The 14,149-nt window shown below is 63.3% G+C and carries 13 protein-coding genes and 1 pseudogene; 7 read left to right on the top strand and 7 right to left on the bottom strand.

Annotation, left to right across the window (positions count from 1 at the left end; genetic code table 11):
- The first annotated feature begins 12 nt into the window (after positions 1–12).
- From ACZ5MJ_RS23240 to ACZ5MJ_RS23215, 6 genes are all read left to right on the top strand, one after another.
- The gene (locus ACZ5MJ_RS23240) at positions 13–882 is read left to right on the top strand and encodes a branched-chain amino acid ABC transporter permease (protein WP_464226002.1); all 870 of its coding nucleotides are present in this window, start codon (positions 13–15) and stop codon (positions 880–882) included.
- Positions 879–1,835: a branched-chain amino acid ABC transporter permease gene (locus ACZ5MJ_RS23235; protein WP_464226001.1), complete on the top strand. Its 957-nt coding sequence runs from the start codon at positions 879–881 to the stop codon at positions 1,833–1,835. The genes ACZ5MJ_RS23240 and ACZ5MJ_RS23235 overlap by 4 nt, the downstream gene beginning before the upstream one ends.
- Positions 1,832–2,581, top strand: coding sequence for an ABC transporter ATP-binding protein (locus ACZ5MJ_RS23230; protein WP_464225999.1), 750 nt, complete (start codon positions 1,832–1,834; stop codon positions 2,579–2,581). The genes ACZ5MJ_RS23235 and ACZ5MJ_RS23230 overlap by 4 nt, the downstream gene beginning before the upstream one ends.
- Positions 2,578–3,288, top strand: a complete 711-nt coding sequence (locus ACZ5MJ_RS23225) for an ABC transporter ATP-binding protein (RefSeq protein WP_464225998.1) — start codon at positions 2,578–2,580, stop codon at positions 3,286–3,288. The genes ACZ5MJ_RS23230 and ACZ5MJ_RS23225 overlap by 4 nt, the downstream gene beginning before the upstream one ends.
- Before the next feature lie 273 nt (positions 3,289–3,561).
- A complete protein-coding gene (locus tag ACZ5MJ_RS23220) occupies positions 3,562–3,903 on the top strand; it encodes a hypothetical protein (RefSeq protein ID WP_464225997.1) in 342 nt (113 codons plus the stop codon).
- A 325-nt stretch (positions 3,904–4,228) separates the two neighbouring features.
- Positions 4,229–5,554, top strand: coding sequence for an IS4 family transposase (locus tag ACZ5MJ_RS23215; protein WP_464225996.1), 1,326 nt, complete (start codon positions 4,229–4,231; stop codon positions 5,552–5,554).
- A 25-nt stretch (positions 5,555–5,579) separates the two neighbouring features.
- Here ACZ5MJ_RS23215 and ACZ5MJ_RS23210 read toward each other — a convergent pair whose 3' ends face one another.
- A complete protein-coding gene (locus ACZ5MJ_RS23210) occupies positions 5,580–5,954 on the bottom strand; it encodes a PHA-granule associated protein 4 (protein WP_464225995.1) in 375 nt (124 codons plus the stop codon).
- Positions 5,955–6,976: 1,022 nt separating this feature from the next.
- Between ACZ5MJ_RS23210 and ACZ5MJ_RS23205 the strand changes: the two genes are divergently transcribed.
- Complete coding sequence (locus ACZ5MJ_RS23205; protein WP_464225994.1) at positions 6,977–7,543, top strand: phasin family protein; 567 nt, start codon at positions 6,977–6,979, stop codon at positions 7,541–7,543.
- A 261-nt stretch (positions 7,544–7,804) separates the two neighbouring features.
- Here ACZ5MJ_RS23205 and ACZ5MJ_RS23200 read toward each other — a convergent pair whose 3' ends face one another.
- The 6 genes and pseudogenes from ACZ5MJ_RS23200 to ACZ5MJ_RS23175 form a co-directional block, all read right to left on the bottom strand.
- Positions 7,805–8,026: a hypothetical protein gene (locus ACZ5MJ_RS23200; RefSeq protein ID WP_464225993.1), complete on the bottom strand. Its 222-nt coding sequence runs from the start codon at positions 8,024–8,026 to the stop codon at positions 7,805–7,807.
- Between the two features lie 310 nt (positions 8,027–8,336).
- On the bottom strand, positions 8,337–8,834 hold the full coding sequence (locus ACZ5MJ_RS23195; RefSeq protein WP_464225992.1) for a hypothetical protein: 498 nt from the start codon (positions 8,832–8,834) through the stop codon (positions 8,337–8,339).
- 150 nt (positions 8,835–8,984) lie between these two features.
- Complete coding sequence (locus ACZ5MJ_RS23190; RefSeq protein WP_464225991.1) at positions 8,985–10,307, bottom strand: sensor histidine kinase; 1,323 nt, start codon at positions 10,305–10,307, stop codon at positions 8,985–8,987.
- 8 nt (positions 10,308–10,315) lie between these two features.
- The gene (gene cqsA, locus ACZ5MJ_RS23185) at positions 10,316–11,608 is read right to left on the bottom strand and encodes an alpha-hydroxyketone-type quorum-sensing autoinducer synthase (protein WP_464225990.1); all 1,293 of its coding nucleotides are present in this window, start codon (positions 11,606–11,608) and stop codon (positions 10,316–10,318) included.
- Between the two features lie 656 nt (positions 11,609–12,264).
- A pseudogene (locus ACZ5MJ_RS23180) lies at positions 12,265–12,456 on the bottom strand (SulP family inorganic anion transporter); the annotation flags it as partial.
- Positions 12,457–12,745: 289 nt separating this feature from the next.
- Positions 12,746–14,062, bottom strand: a complete 1,317-nt coding sequence (locus ACZ5MJ_RS23175; RefSeq protein ID WP_464225989.1) for an MFS transporter — start codon at positions 14,060–14,062, stop codon at positions 12,746–12,748.
- Positions 14,063–14,149 lie beyond the last annotated feature (87 nt).

Genomic DNA, 14,149 nt, shown 5'->3' with positions numbered 1-14,149 from the left:
TGAGCCCCGGCGATGACGCAACTTGTCCTCTTCAACGTCACCAACGGGCTGATCATCGGTGCGTTCTATGTGCTGATGGCACTTGGGCTGTCACTTATCCTGAATCTGAGCAATGTGATCAACTTCGCCCATGGCGGCTTTCTTGTCATCGGCGGCTATATCGCCTATACGATCACGCCTCTGGTTGGCTTCTGGGGCGCGCTGCTGATCGCGCCGCCGCTTACCGCCATCATCGGCCTCGTGCTGGAACGGGTGCTCATCCGTCGGGTTTACGGGCGCGATCCGCTCTACAGCCTGCTGCTGACGTTTGGCCTGGCCTTCATCATCGAGGACGGTACCCGCTTTATCTGGGGCGCGCAGGGCAAGCCGGTGACAATTCCCGCTGCCCTGGCGCAGCCGTTGAGCAATGCGTTCTTCTTCATCACCGGCTATCGCCTGTTCATGGTTGGCACCGTGGCCGTCACGGTGGCGCTGCTCTTCCTGCTATTGCGTTATACCCGCCTTGGCATCCGTATACGTGCCGGCACCCTCGATCTTGAAACCGTCGCGGCGCTCGGCATCAACGTGGGCAGGCTGCGGACGCTGAATTTCGCTGTCGGCATCTACCTGGCCGGCCTGAGCGGGGTGCTGGCCGCAGGCCAACTCGGGCTGGAGCCCACCATGGGAACGGGGCTGCTGATGCCCAGCTTCATCGCCATCATCGTCGGCGGCGTCGGCAGCCTCCCGGGCACGCTGCTTGGCGGCCTGCTGATCGGTGTCGCCTCGGGCATCACCGCGGTGTTTCTTCCCGCGGCGAGCGAGGCCATCATGTACGTCCTGATGGCTGTGGTGCTGCTGATCCGGCCGCGCGGCCTGCTCGGCGAGGAAGGCATGCTGACATGAGCGATCGGGCGCAGACGCGGCTGGTGGCGCCCCTGGCGATCTGGGCGGCGCTGCTGCTCGCGCCGTACTGGATGCCGCCGCTGGGCGGCTATACCGCGCTCGGCACGCGCGTTCTCGTCCTCGGGCTGGCCGCCATGTCGGTGAACTTCCTGCTCGGCTTCACCGGTGTTCTTTCCTTTGGCCACGCAGCGTACTTCGGGCTAGGCGCCTATGGCGCCGGCTTCGCGCTGAAGTTCCTGGCGCCAAGCACGCCGCTGGCGTTGCTGTGCGGCACGCTGCTGGGCGGGATTGCGGGCGCGCTGCTGGGCGCGCTCAGCGTGCGGCGGCGCGGCGTCTATTTCGCCATGGTCACTATCGCCTTTGGCCAGGTCTTCTACTACATCGCCTTCCAATGGAGCTCGGTGACCGGCGGCGACGACGGATTGCGTGGGTTTGCGCGCCAGCCGCTCAGCCTCGGCGTCGCAACGTTCGATATCCTGTCGAACGCCGATGCGTTCTACTACTTTGTGCTGTTCTGCCTGGTGCTGGCGACCGGCTTGATGGGCTTCATCCTGCGCTCCCCCTTCGGGCACACCATGATCGCCATCCGCGAGAATGAGCGGCGTGCCCGCTTTCTCGGCATTCCCGTGGATCGCCATATCTGGATTGCCTTCACGCTGTCCTGCTTCTTCATGGGGTTTGCCGGCGCGCTCTATGCGCTGCTGAACAACTTCGCCGATCCGCGCGGGCTGCATTACAGCCAGTCGGGCGACTTCGTGATGATGGCGGTCATGGGCGGCATGCGCAGGTTCTGGGGGCCGCTCCTGGGCGCCGCGGTGTTCGTCGTGCTGCAGGATTACCTGTCGAGCATCACCATCAACTGGATGTCATTCGTCGGCATGCTGTTCGTTGCGATCGTGCTGTTCTTCCCGCGTGGCCTGCTCGGCTTCATTCGGCAAAAGGGCGACTCATGAGCGTGCTGGAGGTCAAGCGAGTCAGCAAGCGCTTCGGCAGCCTTGCCGCGGTGCGTGATGTGTCGCTGGCGGTTGAGCAGGGCGAGTTGCGCGCCATCATCGGGCCGAACGGCGCCGGCAAGACCACCTTCTTCAATCTGATCAGTGGCTTCTTCGCGCCGACCAGTGGAGCGATCCTGTTCGGCGGACGCGATATCACGGCACTCCCTGCGCATCAGCGCGTCGCCGCCGGCATTGCCCGCACATTCCAGATCACCGAGATTTTTCCGGAGCTCACCGTGTTCGAAAATGTGCGCATCAGCACCGAAGTGACAGAGGGCTTGCGCCTGCGCCCGTGGATCAGCCAGACCAAAAAGGCCCGGGTCCGCCGCCACACCGAGGAGATGCTGGAGCTCACCGGCCTTCGTGCCAAATCCGACCGGCTGGTCGGGGAGCTTTCACCTGGCGACCAGCGTGCGGCCGAGATTGCCATGGCGCTGGCACTGCGGCCGCGTCTGCTGTTGCTCGATGAGCCGACCGCCGGGATGGGCGACCAGGAGACCAGCGAGATCATGCAGCTTATCCGGCGCCTGCATCGGGAAAGCCATTTCACCATCATGCTGATCGAGCACGACATGCGCGTGGTCTTCCATCTTGCCGATCGGGTCACGGTGCTCGACCAGGGCACCCTCCTCGCCGAAGGCACGCCTGGGGAGATTGCCGCCAATGAAGCGGTGCAGGCCGCCTACCTGGGGAACGCGGCATGAGTGCAGCGCTGACCGCCGAAGGCCTCCATACCTACTACGGCAAGAGCCATATCCTGCATGGCGTCAGCCTGGAGGTGGCGGCAGGCAGCATCACGACATTGCTGGGCCGCAACGGGGCCGGCAAGACCACGACGCTGCGTACCCTGATGGGCCTGACACCCGCGCGCCATGGGTGCGTGACAATCCTGGGGGTGGATACCACGCATTTGCCGACATTCCGGATCGCCTCGCTTGGCGTCGGCTATGTTCCGGAAGGACGAAGGATCTTTGCCAATCTCAGTGTGGAAGAAAACCTGAAGGTGCCACTGGAGCGCCGCGGCCCATGGACGATCGCTCGGATCTATGCGCTTTTTCCGCGCCTGGCCGAGCGCAAGCTCAGCCGCGGGCGCCAACTCTCCGGCGGCGAACAGGAGATGCTGTCCATCGGCCGGGCGCTCCTGCTCAATCCCCGGCTGCTTGTTCTCGATGAGCCATCGCAGGGCCTGGCCCCCCTGATCGTGCGGGAGGTGTTCCGCGTCGTGTCGCAGATGCGCAATGAGGGAATTTCGGTACTGCTGGTGGAGCAGAACGCGCGCATGAGTCTTGAAATTGCCGATCATGCTTACGTGCTGGACGATGGCGGCATTGTCTATTCGGGCAACGCACGCGAGCTTGCCGCGGACGAGAGCCGGGTCCGGGCGCTGACCGGCGCTAGCGCGGCGGAGTGAGGGCGATCCTTGCCGCCTGGCCAGTCATTCGTGTTAACGCCGAACCCCGGTGCATTCGCTGCGAGCATCAGATGAATGACCGAACCGGGTATGGTGATAAGGCGCGATAACGGTCCCTGCTGGATGTATTGAAAAGCAGTGAACCAGCACGCAGCCGGAAAATCTTGCGTTACAAGTTCATTGCGCGCGCCGTCATCTTGGCCGATCCAGGTGCCGTTATTGGGTCATGTTCGGCGACCAGCGCCGGGCACCCACAACCAAGGGGAGCGTGAAATGATGACGAAGAAAATTCTGGGTGGTGCAGCGATCGCGATCTTCGCGGCAAGCCTTGCCAGCGCGGCCATGGCGAACGATAAGGACAGCCGCTGGGAGCGCAACCACCCCCGTCGTGAGCAGGTCAATGAACGGCTTGCCAACCAGAGCCGGCGCATCAACCACGAACTGAAGGAAGGCGAGATCTCGAAGGCCCAGGCCGCCAGGCTGCACCAGCAAGATGGGCAGATTCGCCGGGAAGAGCGCATGATGGCCAGCCAGAACGGCAGCCATATCACGCGCCAGGAGCAGCGCACGCTGAACCAGCAGGAAAACGCTGTCAGCCACCGGATCGGTCAGTAGGGCTGGCGAACCAGGGCGAGGGACCTGTTGGCGCGCGCTCGCCAGCCTGGCCTTTAGTCAGGGGCTGTCCTTGCGCTAAAGCGGATGGGACTTATCCGGCATGTTGGCGGAGAGCGGGCTGCACCGCGGGTTAACCTCGGGGTGAGAGCGCTGAGGAAGAGGCGGGCGAGCAGCGAAGCGGGCTGAGCGTGCAGTTTCCGTCCGCCGAATCTGACGACGCCCCCCTCGAGCCTAATGCCGTTCAGTTAAGAGCTGAACGGCATTTTTGTATGTAGCGTCAGAGGAAGTTGTAAACGCTGCGCCGAAGTGTTAACTTTCGGGCGCGATGCTTTCCAGTCACCTGACCTTCCTGCTCGAAGCGCAACAGCCGGCCGACTTGAGTCGGCTCGCCGAGCATCTTCCGTACGAGTGGATCGAGCGCGCGGTAGACGCGACGGGAACGGCAAGTATCCGTCGCCGTCGATTGCCCGCTGAACAGGTGGTCTGGCTGGTGATTGCGCTGGCGATGTACCGCCATTGGTCGATCAGCGAAGTGCTCGACAATCTGGAACTGGCCCTGCCTGATGAGGTGGCGCCATTCGTCAGCAAGAGCGCGGCGGCGCAAGCCCGCCAGCGCGTTGGCGAGGCGCCGCTGGCCTGGCTGTTCGAACGAACAGCGCGCGCCTGGAGTCTGCAGGACGCCAGCGACTACGCCCTCAAGGGACTCAGCCTGTGGGCGATGGATGGCACGACGCTACGCACGGCCGACAGTCCTGCCAACCGCGAGCACTTTGGCGCCCAAGCTTACGCTCGCAGGGTCGCCAGCTATCCGCAGGTGCGCATGGTGACGCTGACTGCGATCCCCACGCACCTGGTGGCAGGCGCCAGCTTCGGTCGCTATGACAGCAATGAGATGGTGTACGCCAAAGGCTTGTTGCCCCAGATACCGGATGACTCGCTGACGGTATTCGACAAAGGCTTTCTGGCCGCCGAGATCCTGTGCGGCTTGACGATGGGCGGGCACAACCGCCACTTCCTGATTCCGGCCAAATCCAACACGCGCTGGGAGGTGACGGCCGGCACGGCCGAAGACGCCACGGTACGCATGCGTGTCTCGCCGCAGGCACGCAAGAAGTGCCCGGCGCTGCCGGAGTTCTGGCAGGCGCGGGCAATCCGAACGATCGATGCCCGCGGACGTAGCCGAATTCTGCTGACGTCGCTGCTCGATCGCCGACGCTTCAAACCTGCTGACATCGTCGCCAGTTACGAGCGGCGCTGGCAGATCGAAACGAGCTACCGGGAACTGAAGCAGTCGATGCTCGGCATGGAGCTGACCCTGCGTAGCCGAACCGTCGATGGGGTATGCCAGGAAATCTGGGGCGCCTTGATCGCCTACAACCTGATTCGTCGCGAGATGGCCAGCGCCGCCCGAGAAGCGAAGCTCGCGCCGACTGACATGAGCTTCGTGCGTGCCTTCCATGTCATCCAGCACGAGATGATGTGGGCAGCTGTCACGCCAGCCTACGCGAAATTGCCCGCCTGCCTGCAGCGCCTACGCGAGCGCCTAAAGTCGCTGCCCAATGTGAAACGACCCGGTCGCTCATGCGACCGGGTCGTCAAGTCCCGCCCTTCACGCTATGCCGTTCGCTTCCTCAATAGGGACCTTAACTGAACGGCATTACCCCCTCGAGCCAGGCTTACTCGGTCCAGACGGCGTCGACGTCCCGCAGCAGGTGCCCGGCCAGGATGTAGTCGCCAACCTTCATGGCCTTTGCCTCCAGGGCAGCCAACTCGTTGGCTGCCAACTGGTCCAATGCAAACTGGCAGTAAAGGTTCCGCTGGCGGAAGGACACCTTCGGCCGACTGAGGCCAGCAATGAGCGCCGCGTGGGACTTCACGGCAATGCTCTCGTGTCCGCGATACTCCACCCGTATCCCCACCTTGTTGCCAAGGCGCCCGAGCTCAATCGCATCTTGCCAACCTGACTCATAGTCGAGCTCGACTAGCGCGACCCCCTCTGCCTCCAGGAGCCTGATGGCTTCCCCTTTGGTTCCAGCCCGAGCCGTTGTCATTTTTTCCTCCCCCTTGCACCCCCGGCACACAGGTCGCCGGTCTGCTTCAACGTACTACTGAAGTCAACTCAACGTTGCCCTGCTCACCTTGAACCCTGGCTGCAGATTTGGAGCCAAGATCCTGCTTAATTCTGACGTAAGAAAAATCTAAGTCAATATAGAATCGCCCTGAAGTCTTGCTACCACCCGCGTAATTGCTCCGGCGACGCGGGTTTTTTTTGACACAGAGCGCTTCGTTCTCATTCAGCCTGAAGCCCGATGCCCTCCCTCAGCAACCACATATCCTTGGCGGATCTCGGCGTTGGTGCTAATGCAAGCCGTCCGGCCGGTCGGCGAATGGATGCTTTGGAACTCGGATGCATATCATGTCGTGATATTCCGTTGAGCTGCCCGGCGCACGTTTTGGCGACGGAGAAGATACCGGGAATTGCGGCACACATGCCTTCGAATCACATTGAACACAACCTGGTGAGCAGCTAAGATGAACATTTCGGGTGCGAGAACAAGCACCCGCCAGCCAGAACCTCGCGTCCGAGAGGAAATAAGCGGTCTGTACAAACCAGGCCAGCTGTCACGGACGGTAGTGAAGTCCCGTAGCAAAAATAGACTAGAGCTTGGGAGACGACTGTGCTGAGTCATCATGAATTCGCCACGCTGATGCTGGTCAACGACAGCTCTGACCCAACAGAGCTGGACCGCTCTGATATGGACACGCTGCTCGCGCATCAGCTGGTTACGCTTGAGCGCCTTGGGCCAAGCCACAGCCGCCCTCACGTGACAATCCAGGGCTACGCCTTTCTGAAAGCCTTCGGGCGAACTCCCGCAAGGGAATGCCGGGCTCGCCAGGCCTCCTTGTAAGCGTATTGTTTTAGCTTGTAGCGACTGCCGGCGTCGGCGCTATTGCGTCCGATCGGCGTGGCCTGCCAGGGTCACAATGTTGTAATCGTTATCCACTCGATTCCCGACCCGTCGGAGCTCTCATCGGATAGCTCAGGTGGCGGGTCGCACTTAGGAGACGCAAGATGACTCAGTGGTCCCCCGAGCAATTCCTTAAGGTCCAAATGGCAGGCATTGAAACCTTGACCGGGCTGACCGGCAAGGCCTTTGAGGGCTTCGAAAAACTGCTGGAGTTGAATCTGCAAACGATGAAGACGGCGCTGGCTGAGACACGAGAAGGCGCAAAGAAGGCGCTCTCAGTCAAGGACCCGCAAGAATTGGTCGAATTGCAAATCGAATTACTTCAGCCAGCAGCCGACAATGTATTAGCGTATCGCCGTCAACTGTACGATATCTTCGCCGCCACTCGGGCGGAGTTCGAGAAGGTCGCCGAGGTCCAATACGCGGCAGGCAAGCAGGGTTTGCACGACTTCCTTGGAAGCGTGGTGAACAAAACGCCAGCCGGCCCGGCGGCACCGTTGGCTGCTTGGCAGGAGGCCGTGAACGCGACCACTACGCTTTATGAGTCGATGCAAACGACGGCAAAGCAGGCCATGCAAGTGGCCGAGAGCAGCTTCAATACTGCTGCGGAGGCGGCCTCGAAAGGCCTGCAACGTCGTGCAGCACAGGCCTCAAAGGTGGCTGCAAAGTAAGTCGGTTTTGGCTCCCCGTTATGCGGCTTCACGGTGCCGAGGGTCAGCCAGATTCGTGGGGGATATCGGGGGCTCGGTGAGCAGGGCGGGGCGCCGCGTCATCCAGGCGTACCGATGCTTTAGGCATTGGATTTCGTCTGCCTGGAGCTAAGGGCAGCAGACCAATCAACCCTGTACCGGCCTCCAAATAATAACCGCAGCCGAAGCTGCGGTTATTTCACCCTGCCAGCGCGACCGCCCCGGCAGCATCAAGGCCCTCACTTACTCCCCCGGACGAAGCTCCCCCGCCGTTTGCTCAAGCTTCGCCTTGATCATCCCCACCAGGCACCGGATACCATGGCAAGCCTCCGAACATTCGCTTTCCACTTCCAGCAGCGCCATAACCCTGTCCAGTCCGGCACTGACGCAATCCAGCGATTCCCGACATGCTTCCGGAATGGCAGCTAAGACGGTTTGTTGTTTCGACGCGATTTGTTCCTGCATTGCGAGCTCCTATCAAAGTTGGATAACCCGCCTGGTACCTGCATTTGAAGGGTGGCGGGCCTGACAGCGGGGGTACCAATACCGGCTCATTAACAGGGTAATCCGGCCAGCCTTGCGGCTGCCCCGCCCGGCCCGCCATTAAGCTGAGGGATGTGGACGTGCGACTTTGGCCGTATCAGACGGCCACCTGTAATGAAATCCGGGTTGGTACACCCGATCACCGTTGTTTCGGTGATGGCTCTAGTGTCCCCATCTCCGCTGGCCATGGCGATCAGACGATTCGCAATCTGCCGGGGGGCTCGCCGGGTAGTTAGCGAATCCTGTCGAACCCACCGGCGGCCCAACGCTCGGCACTGTCGCGCGTCAGCCGAAAGTCAGGCCGCACCTTGACAGTCGCCAGCACATCACCAAAGGGATCCTCGGCGGTAAGCGTGCCAAAGGGCTCGAATTCATCAGGCGTGATGACGAGCTTCACGATCACAGTGCCGGATTCAGACTCGATACTGACCTGCTTATTGAGCTGCGCATGCAGTTGCTGTTCGTGCCGCCGGATAACCTCCGAAGCCGTCTTGACCAGCGTCTGGTGCGCAGTAGCATCCAGCGGCTTGGGATCAACCTTGTTCCGCCCCATGGTCCAGGGCCCGACCAGCGCGGGCTCGGCTCTGCCGTCGCGGATCATCTCGACCGCCCAGCCGTCGCCATCCTCGTTCTTGATGACCCGGGCGGTCCAGCCCTTGTCGCGCCAGAGGCGGGGCTCGTGGATGGCTGTGGATTCGTGCTCAGGAAGGGCGTCGTCGGTGTGGTGCATCAATCTCGTGGTACGGGTCTGGGGAACCCGCGAGGATACTATAGGGGCCGGCAGGCCGCGATCGGCCGTGCGCGTGGGCGTTCAGGGGCGTCTGCGCTCAGGCCCCTGACGGTCGGCAGTGCAGGGGCCGGGTTGGACGGCCAGCACCTGCTATTGCGCCTCAGGCCATTTCCCCTTGCGGGGAAAGCGCATGTCGAACTCGGTGAACACGTGCTCCTCGGATCGGCAGCTGATGCTGGCCCCCCAGCTGTTCAGCACCTTCTGGCAGAACGCCAGCCCGATGCCGGTGCCGCGATGCGCCGGGTAGGAGAAGAAGGGCTGGAACATCCGCGCCAGCACTTGCGGGGGCACGCCCGTGGCGGTGTCGCGGAACACCACGTGGACGGCGTCGGGCTCGACCTCGCAGCGGATATGGATGGTGCCCTTGCCGGCCCGCTTGGTCGCTTCCAGCGCGTTCTTCAGCAAGTTGGTCGTGACCAGCCCGAACAACTGCGGGTTGCCCATCACGTAGGCGGGGCCAGGCAGGTCGATGGTGACCAGTTCCAGGTCGGCCTGCTCGAACGGAAACCGGCCAATGGCGTCGCGGATCACGCAGCCCAGTTCGAACAGCTCCTGCGTGGCGTTGTCAGGGTTCTTGGAGTTGGCGACCAGCAGTTCAATGCTGTTGCTGATATGGGCCAGGTCCGACTCCATCCGGTCCACGGCCTGCATCATGCCGTCGCGCAGCGGCGTGTCCTGGTCCAGCGCGGTCGGGAGGCGGGCCTTGAGGCCCCTGGCGGTCATGGCCAGGCTGGTCAGCGGCGTGCGCAATTCGTGCGCGACGGTGGCCAGCGCGGCGGCCATCCCGCGCCGCTTCTGTTCGGCCAGCAGCTGGCGGTCCATCTTGATCACCACCAGCACCGCGATGACAAAGCCGATCACCGGCAGCTGCAGCAGTACCGGCTCCCACGGGATGCCGACCATGGAGTTGCCGGTCAGCACGAACAGCGCGATCGCCGCCGCTGCGCCAGAGAACAAGGCGATGGTCGCGAACGCGGTGTTGAAGTGATACAGGATCACCACCGCGATGATGACGGATTCGGCCCAGACCATGGCGCCGCCATTCTCCAGGTAGAAGAAGATGAAGGCGAACGGCAGGCCTACGGTAATGGCAAAGAGTGCATAGGGCGGCAGCCAGCGCCGGTCCGAGAAGGCGGAGGCGAACAGCAGCGGCACGAACAGCGCGGTGCAGACCAGGCGCAGCCAGAGGTTTTCATAGGGCTGGGGGAAGATATAGGACCAGATCACGTAGTACAGCGGGTGTCCGATCACGCCCAGCGCACCCACCATCTGGATCCGGCGCAGCCGGATAACGCTTTCCTCGTCCAGCAGGGTGGCCCGCGCGGCGGTCTCGAACACGGTCTGCCACGCCTGGCGGGCAAGGCCGGCAAGGCTGGTGCGGCCGTCTTCCGCTTGCGCTACCTTTGCATCCATCTCCAGGACTACTCCTCGCGGGAGCCTGCCAGCGGCCCGCTTGTGGGATTTTGGGACTTGCGCCGGGCCCGGCGCGTCGAGGACCACTGATCCAGCCGGACTTCGTCACGGATGCTGGCGAGCACGCCGATCAGGCGGTCGATTTCATTGGCGCCAAGTTTCGCATGCAGCGTAAGTCGCATCAATGCCCGGTTCTTCGGGGTTGCCGGCGAACAGAATACCGCGCCGAAGATCCCGCGGCGCTGCAGCGCGTCGCGCAGCACCTTGACTTGCGGCTCGGTCCCCGCCTCCAGGCCGATGATCTGCTCGGAGCCCTCGCTGATGTTGTAGCCCAAGCCGGCAATCGCGGCCCGGGTGTCGCGGGTGATGGCGTGCAGGCGCGCACGGCGCTCATCCGCCCCGGCGACGAAATCCGTCACGGCGTCGAACCACGCAATCTCATGGCGCAGCAGCCCTGAGCTGAAAATGGCCGGCCGGGACTCAACCGCGAAAAAGTCCTTGAAGTCGGTCGAACAGGCAACATAGCCGGCGCGGCCGGCGAACGCCTTGGCCAGCGAGGCCGTGCGGAAGTGTACGCGGTCGGACAGCCCCAGCGCGCGCACCAGGCCGCCGCCAGACGGCCCATGGGTGCCGAGCGAGTGCGACTCGTCCACGACCAGCACGCTGCCCGACGCCTCCGCCAGGTCGGCATAGTCCACAAGCGGCGCCACGCTGCCGGTGGTGCTGTAGACCGAGTCCACCATGATCACGCCCGGACCGAAGCGCTCAAGCTGCCGGCGCACATGCTCGCAATCGTTGTGGCGCACCGGCACGGCCTGCGCGCCCGCGGCGATGATGCCCTCCCACAACGAGGCATGCCCGTTCATGTCGATATAGACCGGAATGCCGGGCCCGGCGATGCACTGCACCAGGCCTACGTTGGCGGCCCAGCCCGACTGGGCGATCAGCCCGTCCTCGGCCTGCATCAGGTTTGCGATCTTGCGCTCGACCCGCCGCTGCGGGGTGTCGCCGTGCTGGAACACCGACGACATCAGCAGCTCCGGCTCTTCTTCCAGGAAGGCGCGCGCCTGCGCCTGGACCAGTGAGGATTCCCCGAGCAGGCAGAGATAGTCGTTGCTGCTCAGGTGCAGCGCATCGGGCCCGGGCACGAGCCCGTGAAGCAGGTGATCGCCGCCCCAGAGCTTGCCCATCCGCTCATCGAAATGTTGCGCCATCCGAGCCGTGATCCATGGCGGCAGGGTGGGCGCTTTGGCGCGGGGGGCGTGGTGCATTGAATGCGGTGTCTCGGCTTCGGAGAACATCGGCTTTCCTTCTACAGGTACAGGTCGGGTAAAAAGCGGGATCGGTGGCAAGGCTCGGCCTGGCGGTTGCGGCGATGGACGCCGTGCGCGCGCGGCGGGGCCGCACCCGGTCCTTCCGGTGAGGCGCCATTGCCGACAGGCCGGGGAAGTCCTTTTTTGTAGCGACCACTGTGCCAGCCTTAATCAGCAATTGTGACCGGACTTCCACCAATGCAACGCCCGTTTGGAGAAGGGTTGTCGGGTTGAGGCAGCTGCGCCATGGCCAGATCATCCGCTGGACGATGGGCGAGCACGCTATAAAAATGCTTTTATAGGCACTTGTATGATCTACGCGCTATCTCTTGCGCTGGGCCCTTGAGGCCCGGACCGGGCATGGCTTGCGCTGGGCAGGACCTTGTCAGGCGCGGGACTGCCGAATGCTCATCATCAGTCTTGGCGATTAACGCCCTTTTTGCACGCCCTGGTTTCCAGGCAGGCGGCTTTGGCACGGTGCCATGGCACGAAGGGGGCAGCATGGGGCGTGCACCAAGGGAGGGAAACAATGGGGGCTGCGTGGTACGCCGGCCGCGGCGGGCAGGGTGTGAGGGAGGGGATGACAGGGCTTCGGAGAGGGGGCCGCCGCCCATGGCGCATCCAGGCTGGTGCCTTCAATCACTTGCTGTGTAGATCCCGTACTCCGGCGGCAACCCTGCCAGCGTGGCGAAGGCGACGCCTTGCGGTAGCACCAGCACCGCGCCAAGCAGCCCGGCCATCAGGTCCGCGCGCAGGGTGGCAGTGCTGATGCGATGGCACCAGGCTGGCAACAGGCCAGCGCCGTTTGCGTGGAGGCGGCGCAGAAGGCTGGTCATGGGGTGTGCCCCGCATGGGCCGGGTCCAGCAGTTGGTCCACCAGTTCAATCCAGTGCCGGACCGGTGTATCGGTGCCGTCCATGCGAAGCAGCATCGACTGTTGCGAAGACGCCGCTGGCTGGCTTGCGACGGCGCTACCGGACATAGCGGATCCCTGCCTTTGCCTTCGGATAAGTTGGCATGTCTTTCTTCTCTTGCGGTATGCGTGAAGGTGTCGCGCCCAGGCCCGGCGGCGTGGCCGCACAGGCAAGGCGCGCAGCGCGAGGACGGAGACCTCAGGTGTTGGCGTCAGTCAGCGAGCGCTGCGCGCGGCTCCGTTGCCGCCGGCTTCCGTGCGGGGCAACGCGCGGCGAAGCGGCGCTTGCTTGCCTCGGGATTGATCACGCAGAAGCCGATCACGCTCGCGATGACCGACAGCACGCCGGCCAGGACAAAGCCGTTGTCGTAGCCGATGCCCGGCGTCGAGGCGCCCTGGATCAGCTTGCCCATCAGCGCCGGCGCGACCAGGCCGCCGGTGGTGGCCAGCGCGCTGTTGATCGACATCATCCCCGAGCGCTGGCTGTCCGGGATGATCTCCGCGACGATAGTGGAACTGAGGACGAACGTGATCTGCGGCAGGTTGCATCCCAGGGCCAGCAGGATGACCTTCAGCAGGGGCTGCTGCACGCCATAGACCGACACGCAGATCAGTACGCCGCCGGCCAGCGCGAAGGCGCAGGTCAGCCAGGCACGTGCTCGCACCGAGGCCACGCCGCGCTTGAGCATGTGCTCCGACAGCCATGAGCCGCCCAGCACGATCGGGATGTTGAAAGCGGTGAAGAGCATGAACATCCAGCCGGTGGCGGTGGCGTCATAGTGCATCACCGTGCCGAGATAGGACGGTACCCACGTAAACATCACCGAGAAGATCCAGTACGTGGTCCAGTACAGCAGCATGTTGGCCAGGAAGGTGCGGTCGGTCAGCAAACTTGCATACGAGACATGCACTGCCGGGTGCTGCGCGCCAGCACCCTTGTCATCGCTGCTGACGTGGCCCTCCGAGCCGATGAACATCCACAGCACCATCCACACCAGGCTGGCGATGCCCAGCGTCATGAACGCGGCGTGCCAGCTCCAGCGCACCAATACGTAAGTCAGCAGCGGGCCGGAGATCAGCAGGCCGGCGGTGACGCCCTGGAATATGATCGCGGACGGCAGGTTGCGGCGGTCATTGCGGAACCACTTATAGCAGGCATGCAGCGCCAGCGGGTAGGCCGGCCCCTCTCCCGCCCCGAGCAGGATGCGCGAGAAGAACAGCAGCGGCACCGACGCGGTAAAGGCGAGCGGGAATTGCGAGATCCCCCAGATGGCGGCGCACACGAGCAATAGCGCCTTGGACGACACACGATTGGCGACAAAGCCGAAGCCGATCGCCGAAATCGAGAACAGCAGGAAGAAGCTGCTGGCGATCATGCCGAATTCGGACGGCGAGATATGCAACTCCGCCATCAGCGGCTTGGCCACGATGCCGAGAATGGCCTTGTCCATGAAGTTGATGACCATGAACAGCGCGAGCATGATGGTGATGACCCAGCCGCGTAGGTTGGGGTTCTTGATGCGTGACATAGTGTCTACCTCCGGTATCGGTGGGCCTTCTGACTCTTCTCTGTGATGGCTTAGTTCAGGCCCGCCCGCGTGCCGTCTGCTTCTTTG

It is taken from the genome of Cupriavidus sp. LA-1 (assembly GCF_055385985.1).
This window is presented reverse-complemented; position numbering and strand designations above follow the sequence as displayed.

Bases quoted from the DNA above. Each gene is read 5' to 3' on its own strand.
- ACZ5MJ_RS23240 (WP_464226002.1), top strand. From the start codon at position 13: ATGACGCAACTTGTCCTCTTCAACGTCACCAACGGGCTGATCATCGGT.
- ACZ5MJ_RS23235 (WP_464226001.1), top strand. From the start codon at position 879: ATGAGCGATCGGGCGCAGACGCGGCTGGTGGCGCCCCTGGCGATCTGG.
- ACZ5MJ_RS23230 (WP_464225999.1), top strand. From the start codon at position 1,832: ATGAGCGTGCTGGAGGTCAAGCGAGTCAGCAAGCGCTTCGGCAGCCTT.
- ACZ5MJ_RS23225 (WP_464225998.1), top strand. From the start codon at position 2,578: ATGAGTGCAGCGCTGACCGCCGAAGGCCTCCATACCTACTACGGCAAG.
- ACZ5MJ_RS23220 (WP_464225997.1), top strand. From the start codon at position 3,562: ATGATGACGAAGAAAATTCTGGGTGGTGCAGCGATCGCGATCTTCGCG.
- ACZ5MJ_RS23215 (WP_464225996.1), top strand. From the start codon at position 4,229: ATGCTTTCCAGTCACCTGACCTTCCTGCTCGAAGCGCAACAGCCGGCC.
- ACZ5MJ_RS23210 (WP_464225995.1), bottom strand. From the start codon at position 5,954: ATGACAACGGCTCGGGCTGGAACCAAAGGGGAAGCCATCAGGCTCCTG.
- ACZ5MJ_RS23205 (WP_464225994.1), top strand. From the start codon at position 6,977: ATGACTCAGTGGTCCCCCGAGCAATTCCTTAAGGTCCAAATGGCAGGC.
- ACZ5MJ_RS23200 (WP_464225993.1), bottom strand. From the start codon at position 8,026: ATGCAGGAACAAATCGCGTCGAAACAACAAACCGTCTTAGCTGCCATT.
- ACZ5MJ_RS23195 (WP_464225992.1), bottom strand. From the start codon at position 8,834: ATGCACCACACCGACGACGCCCTTCCTGAGCACGAATCCACAGCCATC.
- ACZ5MJ_RS23190 (WP_464225991.1), bottom strand. From the start codon at position 10,307: ATGGATGCAAAGGTAGCGCAAGCGGAAGACGGCCGCACCAGCCTTGCC.
- cqsA (WP_464225990.1), bottom strand. From the start codon at position 11,608: ATGTTCTCCGAAGCCGAGACACCGCATTCAATGCACCACGCCCCCCGC.
- ACZ5MJ_RS23175 (WP_464225989.1), bottom strand. From the start codon at position 14,062: ATGTCACGCATCAAGAACCCCAACCTACGCGGCTGGGTCATCACCATC.